This window comes from Paenibacillus lacisediminis (assembly GCF_046567315.2).
The window spans coordinates 102,146-121,277 of sequence record NZ_JBKIAX020000014.1 but is presented as its reverse complement, the minus strand read 5'-3'; the positions used below and the strand labels follow the sequence as shown (position 1 = coordinate 121,277).

19 protein-coding genes are annotated in these 19,132 nt (G+C 54.8%); 5 read left to right on the top strand and 14 right to left on the bottom strand.

Annotated elements, in window-relative coordinates; translation table 11 throughout:
* Position 1: 1 nt before the first annotated feature.
* The 10 genes from ACLD72_RS23440 to ACLD72_RS23395 form a co-directional block, all read right to left on the bottom strand.
* Complete coding sequence (locus ACLD72_RS23440) at positions 2 to 550, bottom strand: cysteine hydrolase family protein (RefSeq protein WP_411001655.1); 549 nt, start codon at positions 548 to 550, stop codon at positions 2 to 4.
* A 65-nt stretch (positions 551 to 615) separates the two neighbouring features.
* Entirely contained in the window at positions 616 to 1,395 is a 780-nt protein-coding gene (locus tag ACLD72_RS23435) for an NUDIX domain-containing protein (RefSeq protein ID WP_411001656.1), read from the bottom strand.
* A gap of 17 nt (positions 1,396 to 1,412) precedes the next feature.
* Positions 1,413 to 1,805 (bottom strand): PaaI family thioesterase, encoded by a 393-nt coding sequence (locus ACLD72_RS23430; protein ID WP_251588041.1) that lies wholly within the window; start codon positions 1,803 to 1,805, stop codon positions 1,413 to 1,415.
* 121 nt (positions 1,806 to 1,926) lie between these two features.
* Positions 1,927 to 2,385, bottom strand: a complete 459-nt coding sequence (locus tag ACLD72_RS23425) for a RicAFT regulatory complex protein RicA family protein (protein WP_458476180.1) — start codon at positions 2,383 to 2,385, stop codon at positions 1,927 to 1,929.
* A gap of 14 nt (positions 2,386 to 2,399) precedes the next feature.
* Positions 2,400 to 3,950, bottom strand: a complete 1,551-nt coding sequence (miaB, locus tag ACLD72_RS23420; protein WP_411001658.1) for a tRNA (N6-isopentenyl adenosine(37)-C2)-methylthiotransferase MiaB — start codon at positions 3,948 to 3,950, stop codon at positions 2,400 to 2,402.
* A 191-nt stretch (positions 3,951 to 4,141) separates the two neighbouring features.
* Entirely contained in the window at positions 4,142 to 4,999 is an 858-nt protein-coding gene (locus ACLD72_RS23415) for a MurR/RpiR family transcriptional regulator (RefSeq protein ID WP_411001659.1), read from the bottom strand.
* Positions 5,000 to 5,132: 133 nt separating this feature from the next.
* On the bottom strand, positions 5,133 to 5,837 hold the full coding sequence (locus ACLD72_RS23410) for a hypothetical protein (protein ID WP_411001660.1): 705 nt from the start codon (positions 5,835 to 5,837) through the stop codon (positions 5,133 to 5,135).
* A 255-nt stretch (positions 5,838 to 6,092) separates the two neighbouring features.
* Positions 6,093 to 8,237: a hydantoinase/oxoprolinase family protein gene (locus ACLD72_RS23405; RefSeq protein ID WP_411001661.1), complete on the bottom strand. Its 2,145-nt coding sequence runs from the start codon at positions 8,235 to 8,237 to the stop codon at positions 6,093 to 6,095.
* Between the two features lie 45 nt (positions 8,238 to 8,282).
* Positions 8,283 to 9,578: a citrate transporter gene (locus tag ACLD72_RS23400; protein WP_411001662.1), complete on the bottom strand. Its 1,296-nt coding sequence runs from the start codon at positions 9,576 to 9,578 to the stop codon at positions 8,283 to 8,285.
* A 329-nt stretch (positions 9,579 to 9,907) separates the two neighbouring features.
* On the bottom strand, positions 9,908 to 11,257 hold the full coding sequence (locus tag ACLD72_RS23395; RefSeq protein WP_411001663.1) for an FAD-dependent oxidoreductase: 1,350 nt from the start codon (positions 11,255 to 11,257) through the stop codon (positions 9,908 to 9,910).
* A gap of 223 nt (positions 11,258 to 11,480) precedes the next feature.
* On the opposite strand from ACLD72_RS23395, the gene ACLD72_RS23390 reads away from it, so the two are divergent.
* The gene (locus tag ACLD72_RS23390; protein WP_458476175.1) at positions 11,481 to 11,903 is read left to right on the top strand and encodes a nitronate monooxygenase; all 423 of its coding nucleotides are present in this window, start codon (positions 11,481 to 11,483) and stop codon (positions 11,901 to 11,903) included.
* Positions 11,900 to 12,838, top strand: a complete 939-nt coding sequence (locus tag ACLD72_RS23385) for an ROK family protein (RefSeq protein WP_411001665.1) — start codon at positions 11,900 to 11,902, stop codon at positions 12,836 to 12,838. The genes ACLD72_RS23390 and ACLD72_RS23385 overlap by 4 nt, the downstream gene beginning before the upstream one ends.
* 84 nt (positions 12,839 to 12,922) lie before the next feature.
* On the opposite strand, the gene ACLD72_RS23380 is transcribed toward ACLD72_RS23385, so the two are convergent.
* Entirely contained in the window at positions 12,923 to 13,129 is a 207-nt protein-coding gene (locus ACLD72_RS23380; RefSeq protein WP_128633246.1) for a DUF1657 domain-containing protein, read from the bottom strand.
* A gap of 186 nt (positions 13,130 to 13,315) precedes the next feature.
* On the opposite strand from ACLD72_RS23380, the gene ACLD72_RS23375 reads away from it, so the two are divergent.
* Genes ACLD72_RS23375 through spoVAD form a run of 3 tightly spaced genes read left to right on the top strand, consistent with a single transcriptional unit; the run spans position 13,316 to position 15,699 of the window.
* The gene (locus tag ACLD72_RS23375) at positions 13,316 to 14,176 is read left to right on the top strand and encodes a DUF421 domain-containing protein (RefSeq protein WP_411001666.1); all 861 of its coding nucleotides are present in this window, start codon (positions 13,316 to 13,318) and stop codon (positions 14,174 to 14,176) included.
* A 19-nt stretch (positions 14,177 to 14,195) separates the two neighbouring features.
* On the top strand, positions 14,196 to 14,684 hold the full coding sequence (gene spoVAC, locus ACLD72_RS23370; RefSeq protein WP_411001667.1) for a stage V sporulation protein AC: 489 nt from the start codon (positions 14,196 to 14,198) through the stop codon (positions 14,682 to 14,684).
* Between the two features lies 1 nt (position 14,685).
* A complete protein-coding gene (gene spoVAD, locus ACLD72_RS23365) occupies positions 14,686 to 15,699 on the top strand; it encodes a stage V sporulation protein AD (RefSeq protein ID WP_411001668.1) in 1,014 nt (337 codons plus the stop codon).
* A 105-nt stretch (positions 15,700 to 15,804) separates the two neighbouring features.
* On the opposite strand, the gene pduL is transcribed toward spoVAD, so the two are convergent.
* From pduL to ACLD72_RS23350, 3 genes are all read right to left on the bottom strand, one after another.
* On the bottom strand, positions 15,805 to 16,377 hold the full coding sequence (gene pduL / locus ACLD72_RS23360) for a phosphate propanoyltransferase (RefSeq protein WP_411001669.1): 573 nt from the start codon (positions 16,375 to 16,377) through the stop codon (positions 15,805 to 15,807).
* Positions 16,378 to 16,497: 120 nt separating this feature from the next.
* On the bottom strand, positions 16,498 to 17,364 hold the full coding sequence (locus ACLD72_RS23355; protein WP_411001670.1) for a 2-oxoacid:ferredoxin oxidoreductase subunit beta: 867 nt from the start codon (positions 17,362 to 17,364) through the stop codon (positions 16,498 to 16,500).
* The gene (locus tag ACLD72_RS23350) at positions 17,351 to 19,126 is read right to left on the bottom strand and encodes a 2-oxoacid:acceptor oxidoreductase subunit alpha (RefSeq protein WP_411001671.1); all 1,776 of its coding nucleotides are present in this window, start codon (positions 19,124 to 19,126) and stop codon (positions 17,351 to 17,353) included. Before ACLD72_RS23350 ends, ACLD72_RS23355 begins: the two co-directional genes overlap by 14 nt.
* Positions 19,127 to 19,132: the final 6 nt, after the last annotated feature.

Genomic DNA, 19,132 nt, shown 5'->3' with positions numbered 1-19,132 from the left:
CTCATCCTCTCTGGCTGTTGATCACATTAGCTCCCAAACTGCTGCGGAAGTGGCCAAGCGCCCAGGCATGGCCCTCCGGATTAAAGCTCGCTACCGCATCTTCATATACGGTAATGTCAAATCCTTTATTATAAGCGTCCACCGCTGTGTGCAGCACGCAGATATCGGTGCAAACCCCGATCAAGTGAACTTCCCGAATGCCGCGTTCCCGCAGCTTCAGCTCCAGATCGGTCCCGCAAAAAGCGCTATAACGCGTTTTGTCCATCCAATAGATCCGCTCCGCATTCCCCTCATACACTTCCGCCAATTTGCCGTACAGCTGGCGTCCCGCCGTACCGCGGAGATTATGGGGCGGGAACAGCTTTGTTTCCGGATGCCACGGGTCCCCTTGTTCATGCAGGTCAACGGCCATCACAACAAAATCCCCCCTGCCCGCAAACTCCTCCGTAAGCCGGCAAACCGCCGGCTCGATCGCCACCGCCGAGTCTCCGACCGGCAGACTCCCATCCACAAAATCGTTGGTATAATCGATCACGATCAAAGCTTGCATCGTCGCTGCCCCTCTCCTATTTCATTTCGCACGGGTTATAAGATTTATGTAGATTGAAGCTTGGGTTACGTGTAAATCGACAACTGCGGCGTATAATCGGTAAACCGGTACAATTGCGCCGGCCGCTGCGAGTACTGGTTGGACAACATCGGCTTGCCGCTTTCATCGCGCACTTCCTCCAGAATCCCCTGCCGGCTGCGCGTCGAAGTGATTTTACGGATGAAATTCAGCTCGGCAAAATCCGGAACGACCGTTTGAATGACTTGATACAATTCGCCCAGTGTAAAATGGGGCGGGAGAAACTGTTTGGCGATCGTCGTCTGCAGCATTTGCTGCTGGATTCTTTTGTAGGCGTCCTGCAAAATTTCGCGGTGGTCAAACGCCAGCTGCAGTTCCTCCAGCGCTTCGCGTACGGTGAACAGACCTACCTCCTGGGCATCGTCGGCGGATTGGCGTTTTTCCAAAACCCACTCCTCCACCAGCGCAAAAAAAGCGTGGGAGATGATCCAGCCCCGCGGATCTCGTCCCGGCGTGCTGTATTCGCCCAAATACTCCAAATGCGACCCGTCGACCCCGGTCTCTTCCTTCAGCTCTCTTCGCGCCGTTTCATACAAGGATTCGTCCTCCTGCGAAAAGCCCCCGGGCAGCGCCCAGGCTCCGGCAAAAGGCCAACTGCGGCGCTTGATCAGCATCACTTTCAGATCGAAACGGGGCAGCGATTTCGTTGACGCTTTTCGTTCCTGCCTCGTCAGCGTAAACATCACGATATCGGCGGGAATGCCGTCCGGTGTGCGATATTTCTTAACCTCATTAATTGGTTTTTTCTGCTCTTCATTTTGATTCATTCCGTATCACCATCCCCTTATTTGGGCAGCCGGAACGTCGCTGTCGAAATGCAGCCAAGCGTTCCTGCTCCATCCCGGACCTCGGAACGGAGCGTCATGGTCCGATGGGTCTCATGCAGCGGAAACGCCGAAACAACAAGCTCGCCGATCCGCATCGGGCTGAGGAAGTTGACGTTCAAATGCGTCGTGACTCCCATACGTCCTTTGATAGTGGCTGCCAACATGCCCATCGCCTGGTCCATCATCGAAGATAACACGCCCCCGTGCACAATCCCCATCGCATTCAAATGCGAGGTTCCCGCCGTTAAGCCCAGCTCCACGCGGCTGGCGTCCGCCGAAATAAGCCGCAGCCCCAATAGCCCCCAGAACGACTGCTCATCCAGATGCATAACTTCCTCATTCCAACTCATGGATTTCCTACCACACTCTCTATATATAATATTCCGAAGATGCTTTTGTTCAATCAGGCCAAACGCACTTTCTATTCAAAAAAGTGCGGAGGAACATGCCTCCGCACCGACATTACTCAGCCTATTCCCCGTATCCCGAAGCCGCGGCAGGTTCACTGCCCGACTCTACGTTTACCTTGCCCGCTACCGTATCGCGGATGACCGAAACAACCAACTGAAGCAGGTAGTTTATATCGCTTTGGCTTTGCTGAAACTCTGTCACCAGCGGAATATCGTCGAGTTCGTCCTGAAGCGCCGCGATTTCTTGTTCGATCTTCTCTACCATCGCCTTGTTTTGGAACGTCTCGAAAGCAACGATTTCTTTTTGCTTTTTCTTGATCGCGCTGATCAGCGTCTGCACCCGCTCGTGCTCTCGAATGAGCTTTTCGGCCTTTTTGAACTGCTCTACCTCCTCGCTCGTTCCGATCAACTCGGCCAGTTCTTTCGCTTTGCCCATAATGTCCCCGCGGATCACCAGATCCCGGGAATCGAACTTGGGAATTCCGCAATCGGTTTGATCTTTATGCTGTTCCACCGTCATTACCTCCCTAGCGTTCACGCCAATTTTGCGGTTTGCTTCACGATATTGCCCTTGATATACCAGGTCATCGGATCGGTAATCTCCACCTGAACAAACGTTCCGATCAATTCGGCTCCGCCCTCGAAATGGACGAGCTTGTTGCTGCGGGTGCGGCCGGACAGCACGTTCGCATTGTTTTTGCTTTCGCCTTCGACCAGCACCTCGACGATTTGGCCGCGGAGCTCCTCATTGCTGTTTCGGCTATATTCGTTGACCGTATCGTTCAAGCGCGCCAGACGGGCTTTTTTCTCCTCCAAAGGCACGTTGTCCTCCATTACGGCGGCCGGCGTGCCTTCCCGTGGGGAATATACGAAAGTATAAGCGGAATCGTAACCGACCTCGCGGACGAGTGACAATGTTTCCTCGAATTGCTCTTCGGTTTCGCCAGGGAAGCCCACGATAATGTCCGTCGTCAATACCACGTTTGGAATTTTCGCCTTGATCTTCCGCACCAGTTCCAGGTAATGCTCGCGGGAATATTTGCGGCTCATCTTCTTCAGCACTTCGCTGCTGCCCGACTGCACCGGCAAATGGATATGCTCCACCAGGCTTCCGCCTTTCGCCAGCACGTCGATCAGCGCGTCGTCAAAATCGCGCGGATGCGAGGTCGTAAAGCGGACGCGCGGAATATCGATTTGACGGATATCGTCCATCAGATTGGCGAACGTATAGTTGATGTCCGTAAAATCCTTGCCGTACGCGTTTACGTTCTGACCAAGCAGCGTCACCTCTTTGTAGCCTTGTCGCGCCAGTTCCCGCACTTCCGCGATTACGTCCTCCGGACGGCGGCTGCGTTCCTTGCCGCGCGTAAACGGCACGATGCAATAGGTGCAGAACTTGTCGCACCCGTACATGATGTTGACCCATGCCCGCATGCCTTCGCGTTTCTTCGGCAGGTTTTCGATGATGTCGCCTTCCTTGGACCATACCTCGACAACCATCTCCTTGCTGAACAAGGCCTCCTGGATCAGGTGCGGCAAACGATGGATGTTGTGCGTCCCGAAGATCAAATCCACGAACCCATGTTTCTGGAGGATGCGCTTTACGACGCCTTCCTCCTGCGACATGCAGCCGCAAACGCCCAGCAGCAGTTCCGGCTTCTCCGTCTTCATCCCTTTCAGATGCCCGAGCTCGCCGAACACTTTATCCTCGGCGTTCTCGCGAATCGCGCACGTATTAAGCAAAATGATATCCGCTACCTTGCGGTCTTCGGTCGAACGGTACCCCATTTGCTCCAACAGCCCTTTGATCGTTTCGGTATCATGCTCGTTCATCTGGCAGCCGAACGTATAAACGATATAATGCTTACCGTTCCCGATACCCTTCAGTTCTTCGGGAACCGCGTTTTCGTAGAGGACCTGCACGTCCTCTTTCCCGCGCTGCTTCTCCATGCGGTGATTCGGTTCGGACAAAATTTGAATGTCCCGGCCGCGGATGCGGATCTTCTTTCCCCGCTCATCCTCCGAAATGACCCGGGCGTCCGAGAAGTCAAAATATTTGGCGTAGTCCTTGGTTTCCTTAGCCATGCTGCCCGCTCACTCCTTTACCAATCTATCTTCGTACCTTATGGGCGAAAATCAATGATCCTTAAAAAGGCATTACACTAAATTATAACATGGTCCAGCCGCGATATCCAGAAAAACGGGAATCCATCTATGCCAAAAAAGCGGCTTGCCGTAGCGGCAGGTCGCTCCTTCGCTTTTCCTCTTAAATTCGCTCAATAATACTCCGTTACCGAAAGACGGCTGGAGATGATGCCTTCGCTGTCGAGTTTCTTCTTAAGGTAAGATTTGTCCGAAGAGATGAGCAGGCTCATGACGGCATCCACCACGAACAGAAAAGTGATGTGATTCGACATCATCGCACTGTTGTTTACCGACATTTTATCGGGCACGATAATATTCATATCCGCCGCTTCGGTGATCGGAGACGAGTCATAGCAGGTGATCGCAACCGTTTTGGCCTGATTCATCTGCGCCGTAGATACCGCATCGATAATTTCCGGCGTCGCCCCGGAACGAGTAAACGCGATAACAATGTCCTCCGGCGTGGACTGGGACGCCGCGATCTTCATCGCGCGGCTGTCGCTGCTGGCCTCCGCGCTGATCCCGATCAGCGATAGGCGGTTCTTCAAGGCCATGGCCGAGAGGAAGGAATCAAAGATGCCAAAAATATGAATGCGTCTGGCCTGTTTCAGCATTTCCACCACATCGAGCAGCGTCTCCTCCGATACCATCGCGGACGTGTTGATCACAAGTTCGTTGTAATCGAGAGCCAACCCGTCAATGGGCGTGATTTCGCGGCGTTCTTTTTTTCGCGTCTGCATTTCCCGGTAAAAAGTATCCTGGGCGATGGCGATCTTGAAATCGTTAAAGCCTTTGAAGCCGATTTTCTTGCAAAAACGATTGATGCTTGTCTCCGATACTCCGATCTCATTAGCCAGCGCCGTAATCGTATGTTGGGTAATAAATTCGGAATGATGGATCACAAATTGAGCGATCTGGTTTTCACCGTAAGTAAACTTTTGCTTTAGCGAAATGATTTTTGCAATCACCGCGGGTACTTGCGAAGCCATGACATGTCCTCCTGCATTTGCGCAAAACCGGTTCTCTGAAAGTGCGAGTTCAAAAAAGTCGGCGCTTCGTCATGGAAAGACGACTTTTTGAACAACCTCTGAAAACGGTCTTGCGCAGTAAACGATTTACTTATTATAGCATATGGAGTCCATTCTCGCCTAAAATCGCTTTCCACTTTTTCACATTTCCCGCAAACTGCTCCATTTGTATTTCGCCCGTTTGCACCAAGTAAATATGATCCAGCAGGCTTGGCAAATAAGGCAGCCCAAGCAGCTCTTTACAAAAAGCATGTGCCGCAATCTCGCTTGTCTGCAGAATCGTGGCTTTTCTGCGGAAAGGGCCGATTCTCAGGGATTCCACCGGATCCAATAGCTCATTCGTAAACCGGCCGCTGCGGTATTCCAGCAAATGATAGTACTCATGCGCCAAATGGATATCCGCGATCCGCTCGAAGGTAACCGGGCCAAGCACGCCGCCCGCCTCGGCGGCGGCCTGCAGCTGGCGCAAGGATTCCCGGTATACCGTGATCTGCGGCACCTTTCCGCTCCAGTCCAACTGAGCCCGCAGTGCGACCTTGAACGCGCCAGTTCCTGCGGACTCCGCCAGCTTGAATTGAACGCCCGCTTGCTCCAGGAGGACCCGGATATCCTGCCCCCGCAGCCGCTCAGCCGCTTCTCGTCCCGCAGCCAGGGAACGGGAAAGATAGTACCCGTATTTGCGGGGTTCGATTTTATGAAAAACCGGGTCCCTTTCCAGCTCGGCCAAAGCTAGCACCTCATCATCAAGATCCAAGCCGCGGAGATCGAAGATCCGCTCTTTTACCCGAACGCTGGTCATGAGAATCAACCTCCTTCCGCTTTCAAAAACTTACTGTGCGAGTTCAAAAAGTCAGCTTTTCAGGACCGAGAAGGTTGGATAAAGCTAGGGCCTGAGGAGCGGAGCGTACGTTTTGGGTACGTGAGCACCTGAAATGTTTCCGTAGGAAACATGCTTCGGAAGCATCTGCTTTGGCCCGGCTGAATTCAAGATTCGACGTCGAGTCCGCTTCAGTGAACCACTTCGTCATGGAAAGACGACTTTTTGAACAACCTCTTACTGATACGCGATCGCGAGCCAAACTTCCTCCTCGCCCAGCATTTCCGTCTCCATATCCATGATGGACAACAACTGCTCCTTAGTCTGCATCCCGGTCAGATCGAGCATCTTCTCCCGGAAAAACAGGAACACCTTCGGGACCGTCGCATTGGCATCGGAATAAATCGTATGCTCATCCAGGAAAGCTACGAACGCATCGTGCCGCTGCTTTTTGGCAAACCGGCCGTAATGGACACCGGCCTGCTTAAACCGGACCACACCCTCCCTATCAACTACGCTGACGGAGGTGCGTTTCTTTTTCAAGAGGCCGAAAAACGATTTGCGGATTTCTTCGCTGGCAAACAAATGCCAACGCCCCGTTTGGGCGGCCAGGACCATCGAATCGGCCGGCACGTCCACGGAACTTGCGGCGATGGTCCGCATTTCTTCTTCCGTCAAAGCGGCCTGTCCCAAATCCTTGGACCGAAGCTCCGTCGAGCCGGTGGCGATCGCGCGCAAAATATTTTTCTGGTTGTCGATCTCAATCGTGATTTCCACGGTTTCCTCGCTCGCCCCGGACTGGACGATTTTATCCATAATATCGCTGCGGATTCGTTTAATATCCGCCTCGGTCGGGTTGATGACCGTGCGTTCGATCTGCTCCTTGACCATGGCCAGGGCTACCCCGATCGTCGAGATATAGGGCGCATTCTTGGCAATCTGCCATTTCATCCCTTCCTTCTCGGCCATGGCCGGGATCAGCACGGCCCCGCTGCCGCCCCCGCCGACCAGAGTGACGAAGGAGCGGTCCAACACGTAATCGGCGATCATTTCATTGACCGTCTTCATGGTTTTCTCGATGGCGATATCCATCACCTGACGGGCGGCAGCCTCTCCGGAAATGCCGAGATGCGCGCCCAGGGCGTCCCACGCCAATCGGGCGCTCTCCTTCCCGGCATAGGCATAATCCCCTTCCGGCACGTAGCCGAGCAGGTTCGCCGCGCCCGCCAAAGTAAGCGAAAACTCCTCGCCGAGGCCGCCTTGAACGATGGCGTATTCCGGAGCGTCCCCTTCGCGCGGACTAATGAACAGCACCCGTGCATCCTTCAACTGCGCCGGATCGGCGAAGCATTCATAAGCCTTCCCGGCGATATGGGCGCTCCGCGGACCGACGTCCGTGATCTTGCCCCCGGCCACCCGGATCATACTGCCGCCGGCGATCCCCAAGGTCCGGACATCCAAGGATTGCAGGTAAGTGCGGTGCCCGCCGACCTGCGCATTCTGGATCATGACCTTGCCATTCTTGATAACCGAGATATCCACGCTCGTACCGCCCACTTCGAAGAAGATGCCGTCGGAAATTTTCTCGTACATCAACGCCCCCGCTACGCCGGCGGCCAGTCCGGACAGCATCGTCAAAATCGGGCGCTTCCGCACCTCGTCGATGCTCATGACCCCGCCGTCGCAGCGCATGATCATCAATTGCGAGGCGATGTTCGCGTTCTTGACCGATTTCTCGGTCATATTGGCCGTCTCCATCATCTTCGGAATGAGGCTGGCGTTGATGACCGCGGTTCTCGTCCGCGTCCGCAGGCCGTACAGCTGCGAGATTTCGTGTCCACCGGTCGCAAACACGCCCCGTTGTCCGGCCGCCGCCACGACGCGCAGCTCACCCGCCGGATCGTCCACGCTGTACGCCTCCGAAGCGACGATGACTTCCGCCCCTTGGCCAAGCAGTTCCTGCAGCCCTTGCTCCACGGCCTCGTCCTTTAGATTTTTGGAGTCCAGGTACGTGTGGTACGTTTGCAGATTTTTGCCGGGCGCGAGCTCGATCTGGCCCGGATTGGATTCGCTGCGCGCGCTCAACCCATCCATGCCCGCCCCCATGCCGAGGATGCCGACTCTCGCGACATCCCCTTCCAGCAGGGCATTGGTCGCCTGCGTCGTTCCGTGGGCGATAAAAGCGACATCCTCCGGCGCGATGCCCTTGCTTTGCAAAATCGTCTGCAAAATTTGCACAATGCCTTTGGCCACGCCGTCTTCATCATGATGGGTGGTCGGAATTTTCATCTTCTCAATAATTTCGAACGTTTCGTTATCCAATACAACCGCGTCCGTAAACGTGCCGCCGACATCAATGCCGACCCTTACTTTTCTACCCATTTCATAGCTCCCTCCTATCTCTCTAAAACCATTCCCGCCTACGGCTTAAAAGACGACAAGCGCCCCCCATATCATGGAGATCAGCACAGCCGTTACCATCCAGGGCAGGGTTCGTTTTAAAATGTCGTTGATGTCGCTCTTCGTGAAATCGGCTACCCAAACGTTATGCGAGTTGGTCGGGTCGGAGACGGCCTGCACATTGCTGACCACCCGCAACGCCAACATGGCCGCGATCGGAGTCATGCCCGCCCCGACGAACAGCGCGGCGATTCCGCTTCCCAATCCCCACACGTTCAGCGGACCGCGATAAATCGCCAGCGGCGACAAAATGGTGAAGAAAAGAATGTACATCAACGGGCTGTTCGGCAGCACCGATTCGATCAACGGCGAAATAATCGCCGTCACCTGCGGCGCCATGACGGCGTTGACCAGCATGCCGATCCCGATCATCAATCCCAAAGCCCCGGCCACATCCTGAATTCCCTCAACCAGAGAGCTGGAGAGCACATGGACTGGACGCTTCGGCCAGGACAACAGCAGCGTGGCGACCGCACCGATAATGACGGCAGGTACGATATCCATCTTGAAAGCGAAAACCATAATGACAGGGACCAGCGGGCTGATCAGGGCAATCGCCGGCACTTTGCGTCCGTCCGCAGACGGCGAGTTTGCCGGCATCGCCCATGCTTTGCGCCCGCGCCCCTCGCGGCGAGCGTAAAATACGATCATAATCATACTGATAATGATCAACGGCAAGGCGGCGATTAACGTGTAATCGGCTACGGTGGAAACCGGCAGCCCCATCACATCCACGTAAACCGCCCAGTTTGAAACGTTGAACAGCACCCCGACGCCGACGGAAGACAGCAAAACAACGGAGGCCAGGAACTGGCTGATGCCGGCGGTCAGCATGATCGGAATAATGATCGTCCCAACGAGGATAACCATCCCGAGACCGCTTGCCGCGGAAAAGATCACCGAAGCCGTAACAAAGAACAGCAACGCGATCAGCACCGGCTTGTCGCCCGCCAACTCGGCGGCCTTGCGGATTATCGCCTTGGTAACGCCTACTTTATTGAGAATCTGGCCGAACCAGGCGCCGAAGATCAGGCCTGCGATCGCCGTAGACAGCCGCATGGAACCCTGGGCAAGAATCGTCCCGCCGATCGTGGCTGTCTCGGGATTCCCCGAGGCCCAGGGGACGCCCGCAATCAGCGCGAACAGAATTGCCATGCTCGGCAGCGCCAGAATGGTCGGCAGCTTCCGCGTCATCATCAGCGCCGCAAACAACAGAAATACGAGTAATATGCCAATAGCCTGTACCCACATCATTGAACTCATGGTTTAAGTCTCCTTTACATTCAAATAAAAACCAACAGGTAGCAGAACAATCGATTTTCGGTTCAAGTGCGTGTTCAAAAAGTCGGCTTTTCAGCACCGAAGCTTATGCTTACGATGTGCGTTTTTTCAAAACGCTTTAGGTCGGATGAAGCTAGGGACGAAAGGAGCGGAGCGTACGTTTTGGGTACGTGAGCACCGGAAATGTCTCCGTAGGAAACATGCTTCGGAAGCATATGCCCCACCCGGCTGAATTCAAGCTTCGACGTCGAGACCACTCCTGATATGCTTCGTGATCAAAATACGACTTTTTAAACAACCTCTTCACCTCATTAAACCTCCAGGTAGGCTCCCTGCTCCTTCAGCACGGTCTGCACCTTGGCAACGTCCACCTGACTTACATCGAGGTTCCGCAATGCGGCCTGCGCGGCGGCAACCCCGCCCGCATGCCCAATGGCACCGGTCGTCGGCGTCGTTCTGACGGCGGCTTGCGCTTCAAAGGTGGCGGACAGACAGCGGCCGATGACGATGACATTTTTCAGCGTCGGCGTAATGAGGCACCGGTACGGAATGCTGTACATGCCTCCCCATTCCAGTTTTTCGTGCTTCGTGCCTTCGCCGTCCGGGTTATGAATATCGATCGGATAACCCGAATGGGCGACCGTATCCTCAAATTTGGTCTGGGACAGGATATCGGCCGCTGTCAGCGTGTACAGGCCGATGATTTGCCGGGAACCGCGAACCCCAATAGACGGACCGGTCGATTCCACGGTAGCGTTTTCAAAACCGGGAATGTATTTTTTCACGAAGCGCTCCAGCTCCCTGCACTGCTTCCGTCCCTCCGTCTCGGCCCGGCTGAGGCTCCAGGCATTCGTCCCGTCATGGCCGAGAACCCGCGTCGTATTCAAGATCACCTCGCCGGGCGTGTTCGTTTCGAAGAAGAGGACATCCTCGCGCGGTATGGAGATCTCGCCTCGCTCCTTCGCCTCCCGGAACAGGCTGACGAAGCCGGCGGTCGACAATCTCGGCGCCTTCTCAATGATCGAGGTATCGCCGTTATACAGCGGAAAATCCTCCGGATGAGCGTGGATATAAGCCTTTACCTTCGCGATATTGACGTTGATCATCTTCATTTTCAAAGTCATCGGCTGCATGGCCCCGTCGCTTTCGCGCCCTTTGGTGAACGCCGCTCCCGCCCGGACGGAAAGGTCCCCATCCCCGGTCGCATCGATAAAGACTTTGGCCGACAGTCCGCTTAATCCGGATTTGTTGCATACGGTTATCCCGGTGATCCGCTGATCCTCCGTTTGCACCTCCGCCAGCATCGTATGGTACAGAATTTCCCCTCCGTTTTCCAAAACCATGGATTCCAGCTCGACCTTCATCGCCTCGGCATCGAACGGAGTTACCGAATACGTAAATCCGACCGTGTCAAAAATATGACCCGGCGACTTGCCGATTCTCTTCAATCTTTCGATCAGTTCGTCCGTCAAGCCTTGAATAGCCTGCTTCTCCCCGGCATGAAAGGTCATCATCGGACCTACGCCATTGGCGGTCAAGGTACCGCCCAAGTAGCCTTGCGACTCCACGATCAGTGTCTTTGCCCCCGACTTGGCCGCCGCTACCGCGGCCATTGTGCCGGAAATGCCGCCGCCCATCACTATGACGTCAAACGACTTCATCTGTACAACTCCTCCTTGTTTGTGGTTGGCTGTTTCACGAGTACTAAAGTACCAGAACTAAATCAATTTGTAAATGATTATGTTTATTTTTTTCTATATTTCCGTTAATTCCGAAAATTATTTTCTTTACATGTAGGTTATATGTTTTTTATACTGAGTAATAGACCTATGTATACGCTTTATTTTGGGGAATCCATCCAAACAAAGGAGTCAGGGAATGATTATGGAGAAACTACTGAAGCAGTTAAAAGGACGGCTGATCGTATCCTGTCAGGCTTTTCCTGGGGAGGCGCTATACGGAAGCCATATCATGACGGCTATGGCGAAAGCGGCAAAAGACGGAGGAGCGGCGGCGATCCGGGCCAATTCGCCGCAGGACGTGGCGGCGATTAAGGAGGGTGGCTACACTCCCTATAGCCCGCAGGTCGAAGCGCCGGACTTCCGGCTGTTGGCGGAGCTGGCGGCGGCCGTACGGGTTCCGGTCGTCGCCGAAGGCCGGATTCGCACCACAGAGCAAGCCGCCGAAGCCTTGCGTACGGGAGCTTTCGCCGTCGTGGTCGATACGGCGATTACCCGGCCGCACTCAGTGACGGAACAATCCGTCCGCGCCATCCTGGGTGCCGGGCCAACCGGTGTCGGCCGATGAGCGGATCGCGCAGCGCCATCGGCATCGATATCGGCGGCACCGGTATCAAATCGGCGCTGATCGGCGCAGGCGGCGCTGTCCGGCACTTCCGTACCGTGCCGACGGAAGCATCGCGGGGCAGAGACGCCCTCCTGACCAAGCTGTTCGGCGTAATCGGCGAGCATCGACGGACAGCCGAACAGGAAGGCCTGCAGTTGCTGGGCGTCGGCGTAGGGACAGCCGGAACGGTCGATACTTCCGGCACGATCGCTTATGCAACGGAGCATCTGCCCGGTTGGACGGGAACCCCGCTGCGCGTGCTGCTTGAACGTGAGTCCGGGCTTCCGGCCACTGTGATGAACGACGTCCATGCCATCGCGCTGGGAGAGCAATGGAAAGGCGCAGCGCAAGGCATTTCCAGCTTGATTTGCATAGCCCTCGGTACGGGAATAGGGGGATGCATCGTCAGGGACGGCACAATCTTTTGGGGAGACGACGGCTACGCCGGCGGCTTCGGCCATCATATCGTCGCGATGGGTGGCCTCCCCTGCAGCTGCGGCAATCGTGGCTGCTGGGAAACCTACGCTTCCGTGACCGGGCTGAAAACCCTGATGCGTGAGCAAGGATGCCCGGATCCATGGGTTCAGGACCCGAGACAGCTGTTCGCGGAAGCCCGCGGCGGGAACGCGCTGGCGCTGCGCCTTGTCGGCCTTTACGCGGAACGGATCGCGGTCGGTCTTGCCAATCTGGCGCATACGCTCAACTCCCACCGGTTTCTCCTCGCCGGAGCGATCATGGGCCAAGGCGATTTCCTGCTGGAGAGGATCCGCGTGCATCTTCGCCGGATCATGAACCCCGTTTATTGGGGCGACGGAGTTCTTCTTCATGCCGCCGCGCTTGGCGATCACGCCGGCGTGATCGGTGCGGCATCCGCCGTTCCGGGAATAAAGAGTTAATCGTTGGATATATCGCTATGATGGCCCGTTCCTAAGAACGGGCCATCATTTGTTCATCGTTTTTGCCCGGCCTATGCCGGCGGATCAGAACCCTTTATATTGAGGCTCTTCGCTTTCCAGCTGCGTTACGCGGCTTTCCACTTGAGTCACGATTTGCTGCGTTTGTTTAGCGGCATCCGTGAACAGGTTTTTGGCTTGTTGGTTTTGCGTGTTCAGCGCAAATTGCTCAAGGTTGGCCTGAGCGCTTTTCAAAGAAGCCAGCGTCGTTTTGACTTGTGCTGCCACCGTCATGTTTTTTCACCACCTTTTGAATTACAAAATCATTGAGACACAGCATAATTTTGCCTGCTAAATGAATCTTCATGCGGTATTTATTTTTCCATATTTTGTATTTAGTAAAAGTGGTTGGGCTCGCGCATAATGGGGTTAGTTCAACCCGATTTTTGTCAAAAGCGTTAAGCTGAAAGGAGTATCCGCATGCCGGTATGGCTGGAAGTCATAGTTAGAACACTGGTGGCTGTCGTCGTTTTATATTTGCTTACTCGGTTGCTTGGGAAAAGGCAGGTATCCCAACTTTCCTTTTTCGAATATATCACCGGAATCACCATCGGCAGCATTACGGCCTACATCTCCCTCGATATCGGGACCAACTGGTATTTGGGGATCATTGCCGTCGCCGTCTGGTTTCTCGTGTCCCTTGGCATCGAATTTCTGCAGATCAAGAGCAAAAAGGCCAGGGATTTGATCGACAGCAAGGGGACCGTTTTGATCAAAGACGGCAAGGTGATGGAGGATAATTTGAAAAAAGAAAGGCTCACCAACGAGGAATTGATCGCCCAACTGCGTAAAAAGAACATTTTCAAAGTTGCGGAGGTCGAATTCGCGGTCATTGAGCCCGACGGGGAAATCAACGCCTTGCCTAAAAAGGAATACCTGCCGCTGACCCCATCCGATCTGGGCATCAAAGTTTCTCCCGAACCCGAACCGCAAACGGTCATCATCGACGGAAAAATTATGGATGAGCCGCTGGCCACGATCGGGCTGAACCGGCATTGGCTGAACACCGAACTGGAAAAGCTCGGCGTGTCGCTCGACAATGTCAATTTGGGGCAAGTCGATGCCTACGGTCAATTTTACGCCGATTTGTACGACGATCAGATTAAGGTTCCGCAGCCGCAGGAAAAGGCGGTATTGCTGGCGGAACTGAAAAAATGCGAAGCCGATCTGGAGATGTTTGCCCTTTCATCCGAGGAGGACGAAGCCAAAAAACTGTACGGCGACTGCTCGAACCGCCTGCAAAAGGTCATCGAAGGCGTCAAGCCGCTCTTATCATCGTAAACGAAGGAGGTATGGGAACATGGCCAAGAAACAAAACAAAAAGCTGACGCCGACGCAGCAGCAATACCAACGGCTGGCCAATTCGCATGAACCGAAGCGCCCGGTGGCCCTCAACTGCGTGCGGGCGTTTCTGGTCGGCGGGCTGATCTGCCTGCTTGGCGAATGCATCCGCCAGGCTTTCATTCATTTTGCCGGAATGAGCGAAAAAGAAGCGGCGAGCCCCATGGTGGCCGTTCTCGTCATTTTGTCCGTCCTGCTGACAAGCCTTGGCGTCTACGACAAGATCGCCCAGTGGGCGGGAGCCGGGTCGGCCGTGCCCGTGACCGGGTTTGCTAACTCAATGGCTTCCTGCGCTATTGAACACCGCGCCGAAGGATTGGTGCTTGGCGTCGGCGCCGGGATGTTCCAGTTGGCCGGTTCGGTCGTTGTGTTCGGTACGGTAGCGGCGTTTGTTATCGGGATCTTATACGCCATCTTCGTTCCGGGCTACGCCGGAGGAGGTCATTGACATGCTGAAGGGACATCAAAGCTGGGTTTTTGAGAACAAACCAAAAATCATCAGCACCGCCACCGTCGTCGGCCCGTTCGAAGGCCAAGGACCGCTTGCCGAGGACTTCGACATCATCCACGGCGACTTGTATTTGGGACAGGACAGCTGGGAAAAAGCCGAAAAAACGCTGATGGAGGAGTCGGCCAAGCTGGCGATCGAAAATGCCGGCTTAACGAAAGAGCAGATTTCATTCCATTTTGGCGGCGATTTGATGAACCAGATCATCAGCACCAGCTTTGCCGCCCGCACGTTAAGCATCCCTTATGTCGGGATGTTTGGGGCATGCTCCACCTCGATGGAAAGCCTGGCGCTCGCTTCCTTTGTCGTGAACGCGGGGGGCGCCAAATACGCGCTGGCCGGCACATGCAGCCATAACGCCAGCGTTGAGAAGCAATTCCGTTATCCGACGGAGTACGGCTCGCAAAAGCCGCCGACGGCGCAATTTACCGTCACCGGGTCCGGTTCGGCCGTGCTATCGCTGGAGGGGACAGGACCGTCGGTGACGGCGGCCACCATCGGCAAAGTGATCGACATGGGCATTACCGATCCGTTAAATATGGGGGCGGCGATGGCGCCAGCGGCCGTTGATACGATTCAAGCGCATCTGCGGGATTTGGAGATCACCCCCTCCTACTACGACCTCATTGTCACGGGCGACCTGTCCAAGGTCGGTTATGCGATCGCCAACGATCTGTTTAACCGCCATAACGTGCCCATTCAGGACACTACGTATAAAGACTGCGGGATGATGATTTACGATTACGAAAAGCAGCAGGTGCAAGCGGGGGCCAGCGGATGCGCGTGCTCGGCCGTCGTGACCTACGGGCACTTGCTGAACAAGGTGAAACGCGGAGAACTAAGCCGGATTCTCGTCGTCGCCACCGGCGCGCTGCTCTCTCCGCTCTCCTACCAGCAGGGGGAAAGCATCCCCTGCATCGCTCACGCCGTAGCGATCGAACGTGCTGAAGGCTAAATCTATGGAAAAACGTCAAGGGCTTGCTCCCGGCACATCTTCTGCCGGGAGCAAGCCCTTCCCTATTGGTTTGACTATGATCTTATCATAAGTATCGCAATGCGATCAGTCGATAATCTCCGCCGTATCTCCCGTTTTGGCGCCGGACGCATTCGCTTCATCGGTATCGATGTGCATGTCGAGCGCAAAGTTGTCCGAAACGCGGGCGATCACATTTTCCAACACCAAACCGCGCTCCCCGCCCAAACGGACTTTCAGCAGCTGTTTATCTTTAATGCCCCATTTCTCCGCATCCGAGGTATGGAAGTGAATATGGCGAGCGGCTACAATGACACCCTTGTCCAATTCGATTTCCCCGGCCGGCCCTTTAACTTTGATGCCGGGCGTGCCTTCGATGTTGCCCGATTCGCGAACCGGAGCTTTCACGCCGATCGCGAAGGAATCCGTACGGGAAATTTCCAGTTGGGATGCCGGACGAGCAGGTCCCAAAATCCGGACTTTGTCGAATTGCCCTTTCGGCCCGATCACGGCCACCTGTTCATTAGCGGCAAATTGTCCCGGTTGGGATAACGGTTTGAATTCAGTCAATTGATAACCTTGGCCAAACAGAATTTCGATGTGCTCCTGGGTTAAGTGGATATGACGTGCAGATACGCCGACAGATACTGCTTTACTCATTTTTGCAAACACTCCTCGTATATTCTCTATGTCGATGACGATTCACATCGTTACCCATTATACACCTATTGCGTACAAAAAGGAAAAGACGTCCAGCAAAAAAGGACGCCCTTCGCAATATTATCTAAATTCTGCTACAAGATTGTCAAACTCTGATTCCGATAAAGCAAGCTGTTGATGAGCAAGCGGCTCTTGTTTGAAACCGTGAACCAGATTTTCGTAGCTCTTCTTCTCTTTGTTCTGATAAATCAGGCCGGTAATCATGCTGCCCGTTTCCATCAGCTTCGCCATCGCCATCGCCCGGTTCGCCGGATCGTAATCCGGAATCGTATCGAGGTTGATGATGTTTTCCTTAAACCAGTCATACGTGTTCACCTTATTAAAGGTGACACATGGGCTGAACACGTTGATCAGCGAAAAGCCTTCATGCTGGATGCCCTGCTCGATCAGTGACGTCAGTTGCTTCAAATCGCTGGAGAAGGACTGAGCGACAAACGTCGCGCCCGACGCCAGAGCGATTTCCAGCGGAGACAAGGTCGATTCCACCGAGCCTTCGGGCGTGCTCTTGGTCTTGAAACCTTCGCCGCTGCGCGGAGAGGTTTGCCCTTTCGTCAACCCGTAAATCTGGTTATCCATAACGACATACGTGATGTTGATGTTGCGGCGGATCGCATGCACCGTGTGTCCCATCCCGATGGCGAAGCCGTCGCCGTCGCCGCCGGAAGCGATCACGGTGAGGTCGCGGTTGGCCAATTTGACGCCCTGCGCAATCGGAAGAGCGCGGCCATGAATCCCGTGCAGGCCGTATGCGTTGATATAACCGGAGATCCGTCCGGAGCAGCCAATCCCGGATATGACGGCCAGGTTCTCGGGCTCCAGGCCTACATTCGCTGCGGCGCGCTGGATCGCGGCTTGAATGGAGAAATCCCCGCATCCCGGACACCAGTTTGGTTTAATATTGTTGCGGAATTCCTTAAAGGTTGCCATTTTTCACCAACTCCTCCTGCGCTTTGTTTCCGGCCGCCTTCTTGCATTCTTCGTAAACATCCGAAGGAAGAAACGGATTTCCGTCATATTTCAGCACATTCGCGATTTTGCCGTGATGGCCGGCATGCAGTTTGATCAGATTGGCCAGCTGCCCTGTTGCATTGTTTTCCAAAACGACGACTTTTTTCGCTGTGGCTACTTGCGGCAGCACCAGCTCCGTCGGGAAAGGATGCATCAGGCGAACCGTCATGTGATTCGTTTTGATGCCGTCAGCTTCAAGCTGTTTACGCGCCTGTTCGATCGTACCGCCGGTCGAACCCATGCCGACGATAAGAAGATCCGGTTCGGCGTGCGGGGCCTCTAGGTGAATCGGGTCGTTCACTTCGAGCTTCGCCAGCTTGCGCAGACGCTTCTCCATCATCTTTTTCCGGTTGACCGTACTTTCCGACGGACGTCCCGCCTCGTCGTGCTCCACTCCGGTCACATGGTGGATGCCGTTTTTCTCGCCGGGCAGAACCCGCGGCGAAATGCCGTTTTCGGTGAAGGCGTACCGGTTAAACATGCTCGAGTCTTCGCGGTCCGGAATATCCTTGACGAGATAGCCGCGGTCGATCGTAACTTTTTCGAAATCCAGCATTTCGCAAGACTGTTTGCCGAGCGACAGCTGCAGGTCCGTGGCCAAGATGACCGGAACTTGATATTTGTCGGCCAGGTTAAAGGCCTGAACGGTATCGTAGAAGCACTCCTCAATGGAGCTTGGCGCAAGCACGATTTTGGGAATCTCGCCGTGCGTGCCGTAAATCAGCGCGTTGATATCGCTTTGCTCCTGCTTCGTCGGCAGGCCCGTACTTGGACCGCCGCGCTGTGTATCGACGATGACGACCGGCGTTTCCGTCATGCCGGCGAGACCGATCGCTTCCATCATGAGAGACAAGCCCGGTCCGGCCGAAGCCGTCATCGTACGAACGCCACCATAGCTGGCGCCGATCGCCATCGTAATGGCCGCAATTTCGTCTTCCGTTTGAATGACGGTTCCGCCGAATTTCGGCAATTTCTTGATTAAATATTCCATGATTTCGGAAGCAGGCGTAATCGGGTACGCGCTCATGATCCGGCATCCTGCGGCTACGGCGCCAAGGCCGATCGCATCGTTGCCGATCATGAACAGCTTCTGCTTGCCGTCGGCCGGCTCCAGCTTAAACTCCTCCAAAGGACCGCCGGCCAGCTCCAAACAATAGTCCGCGCCCCGCTTGACCGCTTCGATATTTTTTTCGACAATAGCCGGACCTTTGCGCCCGAACTCTTCCTCCACGGCTTTATTGAACACCTCAAGCGGAAGTCCGAGCAGCGCCCAGGATGCGCCGGAGGCCACCATGTTTTTCATCAGCGAAGTTCCGAGTTCTTCGGCAATGCTCGAAATCGGAACCGGAAACAATCTGGCATTCACGCCTTCGGGAACGGTAGGATTAAATTTGGCATCGGCTACGATAACCCCGCCGCTGCGCAGTTCTTTGGCATTCAGATCGATACTTTCCTGGTCAAAAGCGACTAAGATGTCCAAGTCGTCGGAAATCGCACGAATCGGCTTGGTACTGATCCGGATTTTGTTGTTTGTATGTCCGCCTTTGATACGGGATGAAAAGTGCCGGTACCCATACAAGTAATAACCCAGCCGGTTTAAGGCCGTCGAAAAAATCCGGTCCGTACTTTCAACCCCTTCGCCTTGCTGTCCACCGATCTTCCAAGACAATTGACTAATCAAGATCGC

Coding starts and splice junctions, on each gene's coding strand:
- ACLD72_RS23440 (WP_411001655.1), bottom strand. CDS start 550: ATGCAAGCTTTGATCGTGATCGATTATACCAACGATTTTGTGGATGGG.
- ACLD72_RS23435 (WP_411001656.1), bottom strand. CDS start 1,395: ATGAATCAAAATGAAGAGCAGAAAAAACCAATTAATGAGGTTAAGAAA.
- ACLD72_RS23430 (WP_251588041.1), bottom strand. CDS start 1,805: ATGAGTTGGAATGAGGAAGTTATGCATCTGGATGAGCAGTCGTTCTGG.
- ACLD72_RS23425 (WP_458476180.1), bottom strand. CDS start 2,385: ATGACGGTGGAACAGCATAAAGATCAAACCGATTGCGGAATTCCCAAG.
- miaB (WP_411001658.1), bottom strand. CDS start 3,950: ATGGCTAAGGAAACCAAGGACTACGCCAAATATTTTGACTTCTCGGAC.
- ACLD72_RS23415 (WP_411001659.1), bottom strand. CDS start 4,999: ATGGCTTCGCAAGTACCCGCGGTGATTGCAAAAATCATTTCGCTAAAG.
- ACLD72_RS23410 (WP_411001660.1), bottom strand. CDS start 5,837: ATGACCAGCGTTCGGGTAAAAGAGCGGATCTTCGATCTCCGCGGCTTG.
- ACLD72_RS23405 (WP_411001661.1), bottom strand. CDS start 8,237: ATGGGTAGAAAAGTAAGGGTCGGCATTGATGTCGGCGGCACGTTTACG.
- ACLD72_RS23400 (WP_411001662.1), bottom strand. CDS start 9,578: ATGAGTTCAATGATGTGGGTACAGGCTATTGGCATATTACTCGTATTT.
- ACLD72_RS23395 (WP_411001663.1), bottom strand. CDS start 11,257: ATGAAGTCGTTTGACGTCATAGTGATGGGCGGCGGCATTTCCGGCACA.
- ACLD72_RS23390 (WP_458476175.1), top strand. CDS start 11,481: ATGGAGAAACTACTGAAGCAGTTAAAAGGACGGCTGATCGTATCCTGT.
- ACLD72_RS23385 (WP_411001665.1), top strand. CDS start 11,900: ATGAGCGGATCGCGCAGCGCCATCGGCATCGATATCGGCGGCACCGGT.
- ACLD72_RS23380 (WP_128633246.1), bottom strand. CDS start 13,129: ATGACGGTGGCAGCACAAGTCAAAACGACGCTGGCTTCTTTGAAAAGC.
- ACLD72_RS23375 (WP_411001666.1), top strand. CDS start 13,316: ATGCCGGTATGGCTGGAAGTCATAGTTAGAACACTGGTGGCTGTCGTC.
- spoVAC (WP_411001667.1), top strand. CDS start 14,196: ATGGCCAAGAAACAAAACAAAAAGCTGACGCCGACGCAGCAGCAATAC.
- spoVAD (WP_411001668.1), top strand. CDS start 14,686: ATGCTGAAGGGACATCAAAGCTGGGTTTTTGAGAACAAACCAAAAATC.
- pduL (WP_411001669.1), bottom strand. CDS start 16,377: ATGAGTAAAGCAGTATCTGTCGGCGTATCTGCACGTCATATCCACTTA.
- ACLD72_RS23355 (WP_411001670.1), bottom strand. CDS start 17,364: ATGGCAACCTTTAAGGAATTCCGCAACAATATTAAACCAAACTGGTGT.